Source organism: Vannielia litorea (assembly GCF_018424695.1).
GTDB lineage: Bacteria > Pseudomonadota > Alphaproteobacteria > Rhodobacterales > Rhodobacteraceae > Vannielia > Vannielia litorea_A.
The window spans coordinates 1-6,408 of record NZ_QTNQ01000134.1 but is presented as its reverse complement, the minus strand read 5'-3'; the positions used below and the strand labels follow the sequence as shown (position 1 = coordinate 6,408).

The window sequence follows — 6,408 nt, the reverse complement described above, 5'->3', positions numbered from 1 at the left end:
GTGCGGGGGGCTGGCCCCCCGCTCCGACGCCCGCCACCTACACCGAGGCCAGATCATGACCCCGCTCCTCTCCGTCCGCGATATCCGCAAGACCTACGGCGCGCGCATCGGCTGCACCGATGTCTCCTTCGATCTCTACCCGGGCGAGGTGATGGGGATCGTGGGAGAAAGCGGCTCTGGCAAGTCCACGCTGCTCTCCTGCCTTGCCGGGCACCTGGCGCCCGATACCGGCAGCGTCACCTTTGACACCCGTGCCGAGGGCCCGCGCGACACCGTCACCATGTCTGAGCCCGAGCGCCGGATGCTGGGGCGCACCGATTGGGCCTTCGTCCATCAGAACCCGCGTGACGGGCTGCGCATGTCCGTCAGCGCGGGCGGCAACGTGGGCGAGCGGCTGATGGCGGTGGGGGCGCGGCACTATGGCGATATCCGCGAAACGGCAACCGACTGGCTGGGCCGCGTGGAGATTACCGAAGACAGGATCGACGACCGCCCCCGGGCCTTTTCCGGCGGCATGCAGCAACGGCTCCAGATCGCCCGCAACCTCGTCACCGGCCCTCGGCTGGTGTTCATGGACGAGCCCACGGGCGGGCTGGACGTGAGCGTGCAGGCCCGGCTGCTCGACCTGCTGCGCGGGCTCGTGCGTGAAATGGGCCTTTCGGCACTGATCGTCACCCATGACCTTGCCGTGGTGCGCCTTCTGGCCCATCGGCTGATGGTGATGAAATCCGGCCGCGTGGTGGAAACCGGCCTGACCGACCAGGTGCTGGACGATCCGCAGCACCCCTACACCCAGCTGCTTGTCAGCTCAGTCTTGCAGGTGTGAGATGATCGAACTTCGGGACGTTTCCAAGAGCTTCACGCTGCACAACCAGGGCGGCGCGGTGATCGAGGTGATGCGGGGCGCGGCCCTTAGGGTGGCACCGGGCGAATGCGTGGCGCTGATCGGCGAGAGCGGGGCCGGAAAGAGCACGCTGATGCGGATGATCTGGGGCAATTACCTTGCCGCCTCCGGCTCGATCCGCGTCGGCGAGACCGATGTGGCGCAAGCCGAGCCGCGCGAGATCCTCGCCCTGCGCCGCGAGGTGCTGGGCTATGTCAGCCAGTTCCTCCGGGTGGTGCCCCGCGTGCCCACCCGCGAGGTGGTGGCCGAGCCGCTCCTGGCGCTGGGGCACCCAGGCGATGAGGCCCTGCACAGGGCCGAAGAGCTGCTCACCCGGCTGAACATCCCGCGCACCCTCTGGGGCCTGTCGCCCACCACATTCTCGGGGGGTGAGCAGCAGCGGGTGAACATCGCGCGCGGCTTCGCCCACCCTTTCCCGGCCCTCTTGCTGGATGAGCCCACCGCCTCGCTCGATGCCACCAATCGCGAGGTTGTGCTGCGGCTGATCGAGGAGGCCAAGGCGCGGGGTGCCGCCATTGTCGGAATTTTCCACGACGAGGAAGCCCGCGCCCGCGTGGCCGACCGCGAGGTGGATGTGACCGGCTTTCCCCCGGCGAGGGCGGCATGAGCGGGCGCATCATTGCCGTTGTCGGCCCGTCGGGTGCGGGCAAGGACACGCTGATGGCGGCGGCCCGGGCCGCGCGCCCCGAGGTTCATCTGGTTCGCCGTGTCGTGACCCGGGAGGCGGCCACCGGGGAGGATCATCGGCCCGTCTCCGAAGACACGTTCCGCCAGCTGCGCGCCGAGGGGGCCTTTGCCCTGAGCTGGTCGGCGCATGGCCTTTCCTACGGCATCCCGCGCGAGGCCGCAGACCGGGCCGCGCGGGGCGAGGTGGTGCTGTTCAACGGCTCACGCGCCATGCTGGAGCCGGCGGCTGCCGCCTTTCCGGGCCTGCGGGTGCTGCATATCACAGCCAGCGCAGACGCCCTGCGCGCCCGGCTCACCGCGCGGGGCCGCGAGACGCCGGAGCAGATCGAGGCCCGGCTTGCCCGCGCGAACCTGCCGCTCCCCGGCGGGCTCGATGTGACCACCATCGACAATTCCGGTGCGCTGGAGGAGTCTGTGGCCCAACTCCTAGCCGCGCTCGACCTCAAGGAGACCACCCCGTGATGGATATGCCCGCCCCCGCAGAGACAGTGCTCACCAATGCCCGCCTTGTCCTCGACGGCGAGGTGGTGGAGGGCTCGGTGCGGTTTCGCGGCGCCGAGTTCACCGATGTCTCCGGCCCCTCTGCCCATGGCGAGGACATGGGCGGCGATCTGCTGATCCCCGGGTTGATCGAGCTGCACACCGATAACCTCGAGCGCCACATCCAGCCGCGCCCACGGGTGGATTGGCCCCATGATGCCGCGATCCTCGCCCATGACGGTGAGTTGGCGAGCGTCGGTATCACCACGGTGTTCGACGCGATGCGCGTGGGGTCGGTGCCAAACGAGCACGGCGGATACGAGCCCTATGCCCGTGGCCTCGCCTCCGAGTTGATGGCGCTGCGCAGGGCCGGGGCGCTCAGGATCAGCCATTTCCTGCACCTGCGGGCCGAGGTCTGCTCGGCCACGCTGGCCGAGGAGTTGGAGGCCTTCGGCCCCGAGGACCGGGTCGGCATCGTCAGCCTGATGGATCACACCCCGGGGCAGCGGCAGTTCCGCGACATGAGCAAGCTGAAGGCCTATGTGCAGGGCAAGCGCAACATGACCGAGGCGCAATGGCTGGAGCATGTGGCCAACCTCAAGGCGCTGCGCGAGGCCCATGGCGAGAAGCACGAGGCTGCTACGGTGGCAGCCGCGCGGCAGTTCGGCGCGGTGCTGGCGAGCCATGACGACACCACCGAAGACCACGTGGCCACCTCGGCGGGCTATGGCATTCGGCTGGCGGAATTTCCCACCACGGAGGAGGCCGCGCGCGCCTGCCATGCCCATGGCATCGCGGTGATGATGGGCGCCCCCAACCTCATTCGGGGCGGCTCGCACTCGGGCAACGTGGCGGCCGAAGCGCTGGCAAACGCTGGGCTGCTCGACATCGTTTCGTCGGATTACGTGCCTTCGGCGCTGCTCACAGCCTGCTTCCGCCTCGCCCGCCTGTGGGATGATCTGCCCCGCGCGGTGGCGACGGTCACCGCCACCCCGGCGCGGGCCACCGGGCTGGCTGACCGGGGCCGGATTGCGCCGGGGCTGAAGGCCGACCTGCTGCGGGTGAGCCTGCTGGGAGAGACCCCGGTGATCCGCGCTGTCTGGAGCCACGGGCGCCGGGTGGCCTGAACCGGCGGCGCCTCAGCCCTTCTCGTCCACCAGCGAAGGCAGGCTGGTGATGTGGCGCGACAGGCCGGGGGTGAGCGGGTAGAGCGTGGCCTGGATCGCGTGGTAGATGTCGGGCTTGCCCTTGAACTGGGTTTCGGTCGGCTTGCCCTTGGCATCAAGCCCCGGAAACCAGCCGCCGCGCTTGTGGTCGATGAAATGCTCGGCGGCGAAGGTCCAGAGCCTGCGATACCAAAGCTCGTATTCCGCGCGCGGATCGAGCTTGATCAGCGAGGCGAGCGCGCCGATGCCCTCGCAGACCGGCCACCAGTAGCGCTCGCGCAGCAGCGGTGTGCCGTCGAAATCCACGGTATAAAGCAGCCCGCCCTCCTCGGCCCAGCCATCGGTGAGCGCCTGCTCGGTGAGCGAATGGGCCACCTCGGGCACATCGTTGGCGGGACGGCCCGAAAGATCCCAGTGCTGGAGCAGGAGGCGGGCGAATTCCAGGCTGTGGCCCGGCGTGGTGCCTGCGGGGCGGAACATCGGGTCGCCCTCGTAGCCTGCGTCCACCGTCCAGTGGGAATCGTAATGCTCGGGGATGCGCCACGACCAAGCGGGGGCCATGGTGCCAAGGAAGAAATCGAGGATGCTGCCTGCGCGCTCGAGGTAGATCTCCCAGCCGGTGGACTCATAGGCGGCCATCAGCGCCTCGGCGGCGTGCATGTTGGCGTTCATCCCGCGGTAGCCGTCGAGCGGCTGCCAGTCCGGCCCGAAATCCGGGCCGATGAGGCCGGGCTCGTCTTCCCAGAAATGGTTCCAGAGCACCTGGGTGACGTCATTGATGAGCGGCGCGGCATCGGGGTGGCCGAGCAGGTGCGCCGAGGAAGCGGCCAGCAGCACGAAGGCATGGCCGTAGCCCATGCGGCGGCGGTCGCTGGGGGCGGTGCCCTCCACGCCCCAGGCCCAGCCGTCGCCGTCGCGGTGGCCCTGCGCGAGATACTGCATGCCGTGATCGACCATCTCGGCCCCGCCTAGGCTGCTGAGTTCGGCCAGCGCGAAGCTGTGGATCATCCGGGTGGTGGCGTGCAGCTCCTGCAACGGGTCGCGCCGGGGCTTGCCGTTCCATCCCAGAGAATGGAACCCACCCTCGGGGCGAAGCGCCTTGCGGAAGAAATCGAACTGCTTTCGGGCGTCGGCGGCGAGCCAGGCACGGTGCGCGTCGTCCTCGATCCATGGCCCGGGGGCCTCGGGGTTGCCGGGCCGGGGAGTGGCGGACTTTCGGAGGATCATGACAGCTCGTATACCGAAATTTCGACGCGGGCGGCCCTGCGCCCGCCGATGCCGACGAAGAGCTGCCGGTTGACCCAGGCATAGCGCGGATCGCCGGTTTCCAGGCGGCAATGGGTGCGCATGTAATACTCCATCGGGTCCACATCCTCTCCGGCGGCAACGCGGGCCATCACCTCGGGCGGGCCGTGGCGGAGGCCGAAGTTGATGATCTCGATCACCGCGCCGTCATGGGTGCGCATGGCGTAGCGGGTATCGAGCTCGGCCAGCCCGCCCTCGAAGATCGTCTGCCAGTCGGCCCCGAGGTTGAGCACCTCGCCGCTGATCCGCGCGCCTTCCACCTTGCCGCCGATGATCGGGATGATCCGGCGCTGGCCGGCGCGGCCCGGGCCCATCTCCATGATCGGGTCGAGCTCGACGGTGAGGTCGAAGGCGTGGGCGAGTGGCGGCGGGTCGAAATACATGGGCGGTCTCCTCCGGGCGCGACCCTAGCGAGGCAGGGCGCGGAGGGGAAGCGGCCGGCTCATCGACGGCCTCGCCGTCTCTTCGCCCCCGCGCAGCCGCCGCGAGGACGCCTCGGAGGGCGGACGAGCGGGCTCACCGCGCGAGCCAGCCGCCGTCGACGTTGATGACAGCGCCATGCAGGTAATCCGAGGCGGGCGCGGCAAGAAACACGGCGGTATCGGCAATGTCCTCCGGCTGGCCCCAGCGCCCGGCGGGGATGCGCTCGAGGATCGCGGCATTGCGGTCCTCGTCAGCGCGCAGGGCCTCGGTGTTGGCCGTCTCGATATAGCCCGGCGCAATGGCATTCACGTTCACGCGCCGCGCCGCCCACTCGTTGGCCATCAGCTTCGTCAGACCCGCCACGCCATGCTTGGAGGCGGTGTAGCTGGGCACTCGGATGCCGCCCTGAAAGCTCAGCAGCGAGGCGATGTTGATAATCTTGGCGGCCCGACCGTCGGCCAGCGCCGCTTTGGCGAAGGCCTGGCAGGTGAAGAAGAGGGCTTTGAGGTTCACGTCGATCACGTCATCCCAATCGGCCTCGGTGAACTCCACCGCATCGGCGCGGCGGATGATGCCGGCGTTGTTTACCAGTACGTCGTAACCCGCGCCGTCAAACACGCCCGTGGCCGCCATCGGATCGGCGAAGTCGAGGCGCATCTCGTCGGCGCCCGCGCCGATCAGGGCGCGGGTTTCATCGCAACCGCGCCGCCCGGCACAGGTCACCCGGGCGCCCGCGCGAGCGAGGCCCACGGCTATCGCCTGGCCGATCCCGGCGTTGGCCCCGGTCACCAGTGCCCTGCGGCCTTCTAGGGAAAATCTGTTCATCGTCGCGCCCTCCGTTGCCCGGGCACCATGGCGGCACGCTCCGGCGATGGCAACGGCGCTGCGGGCCCCGATCGGGCGGGGCTTTCCTTTGCGCGAGGGCTGGCCTATGCCCCGGCCTGATGGAAGGAGCCCCATGCCCACACCGCTGCATCTTGGCCTGATCGGTGACAATATCGCCGCCTCCTCCGCCCCCCGGCTGCACCGGCTGGCGGGCGCGCAATCCGGTGTCGAGGTGCGGTATGACAGGCTGGTTCCGGCAGAGCTGGGGGAGCCGTTCGACGCGCTCTTCGCGGCCTGCCCGACGCGGGGCTATCGTGGGGTGAATGTGACCTACCCCTATAAGGAGCGGACGGCGGCCAAGGTGGTGATTGCCGACCCCTTGGTGAAGGCCATCGGGGCGGTGAACACAGTGCTCTTCGAGCCGGAGGAGCCGCAGGGCTTCAACACCGATTACACCGGCTTCATCGCGGCCTACCGCGCGGCCCGGGGCGCCGCGCCGCCGGGGGTGGCCTGCCTCGTGGGAACCGGCGGGGTGGGCCGGGCGCTGGCCTTCGGCCTGGTGGCGCTGGGTGCTGCCGAGATACGCCTGTGCGACCGCGAGGCCGCGAAGGCCGAGGC

The 6,408-nt window shown here is 69.5% G+C and carries 8 protein-coding genes; 5 read left to right on the top strand and 3 right to left on the bottom strand.

Going from position 1 to position 6,408, the window contains the following annotated elements; all coding sequences use genetic code 11:
- Nucleotides 1-55 precede the first annotated feature (55 nt).
- From phnK to DYI42_RS22750, 4 genes are read left to right on the top strand one after another with little or no spacing between them, the layout of a single operon-like run.
- Nucleotides 56-826, top strand: a complete 771-nt coding sequence (phnK, locus tag DYI42_RS22765) for a phosphonate C-P lyase system protein PhnK (protein ID WP_213549259.1) — start codon at nucleotides 56-58, stop codon at nucleotides 824-826.
- 1 nt (nucleotide 827) lies between these two features.
- Nucleotides 828-1,511, top strand: a complete 684-nt coding sequence (gene phnL, locus DYI42_RS22760; RefSeq protein ID WP_213549257.1) for a phosphonate C-P lyase system protein PhnL — start codon at nucleotides 828-830, stop codon at nucleotides 1,509-1,511.
- Entirely contained in the window at nucleotides 1,508-2,053 is a 546-nt protein-coding gene (gene phnN / locus DYI42_RS22755; protein ID WP_213549256.1) for a phosphonate metabolism protein/1,5-bisphosphokinase (PRPP-forming) PhnN, read from the top strand. Before phnL ends, phnN begins: the two co-directional genes overlap by 4 nt.
- On the top strand, nucleotides 2,053-3,198 hold the full coding sequence (locus DYI42_RS22750) for an alpha-D-ribose 1-methylphosphonate 5-triphosphate diphosphatase (protein WP_244868104.1): 1,146 nt from the start codon (nucleotides 2,053-2,055) through the stop codon (nucleotides 3,196-3,198). Before phnN ends, DYI42_RS22750 begins: the two co-directional genes overlap by 1 nt.
- A gap of 12 nt (nucleotides 3,199-3,210) precedes the next feature.
- Here the strand turns inward: DYI42_RS22750 and DYI42_RS22745 are convergent, their stop codons facing one another.
- The 3 genes from DYI42_RS22745 to kduD all read right to left on the bottom strand — a co-directional run bounded on the left by DYI42_RS22745 (nucleotide 3,211) and on the right by kduD (nucleotide 5,790).
- Complete coding sequence (locus DYI42_RS22745; RefSeq protein ID WP_213549255.1) at nucleotides 3,211-4,464, bottom strand: AGE family epimerase/isomerase; 1,254 nt, start codon at nucleotides 4,462-4,464, stop codon at nucleotides 3,211-3,213.
- A complete protein-coding gene (locus DYI42_RS22740; protein ID WP_213549254.1) occupies nucleotides 4,461-4,925 on the bottom strand; it encodes a DUF3237 domain-containing protein in 465 nt (154 codons plus the stop codon). Before DYI42_RS22740 ends, DYI42_RS22745 begins: the two co-directional genes overlap by 4 nt.
- A 133-nt stretch (nucleotides 4,926-5,058) precedes the next feature.
- On the bottom strand, nucleotides 5,059-5,790 hold the full coding sequence (gene kduD / locus DYI42_RS22735; RefSeq protein ID WP_213549252.1) for a 2-dehydro-3-deoxy-D-gluconate 5-dehydrogenase KduD: 732 nt from the start codon (nucleotides 5,788-5,790) through the stop codon (nucleotides 5,059-5,061).
- Nucleotides 5,791-5,923: 133 nt separating this feature from the next.
- Here kduD and DYI42_RS22730 point away from each other — a divergent pair.
- A partial coding sequence (locus DYI42_RS22730; RefSeq protein ID WP_369334186.1) for a shikimate dehydrogenase family protein occupies nucleotides 5,924-6,408 on the top strand: 485 nt, incomplete at its 3' end.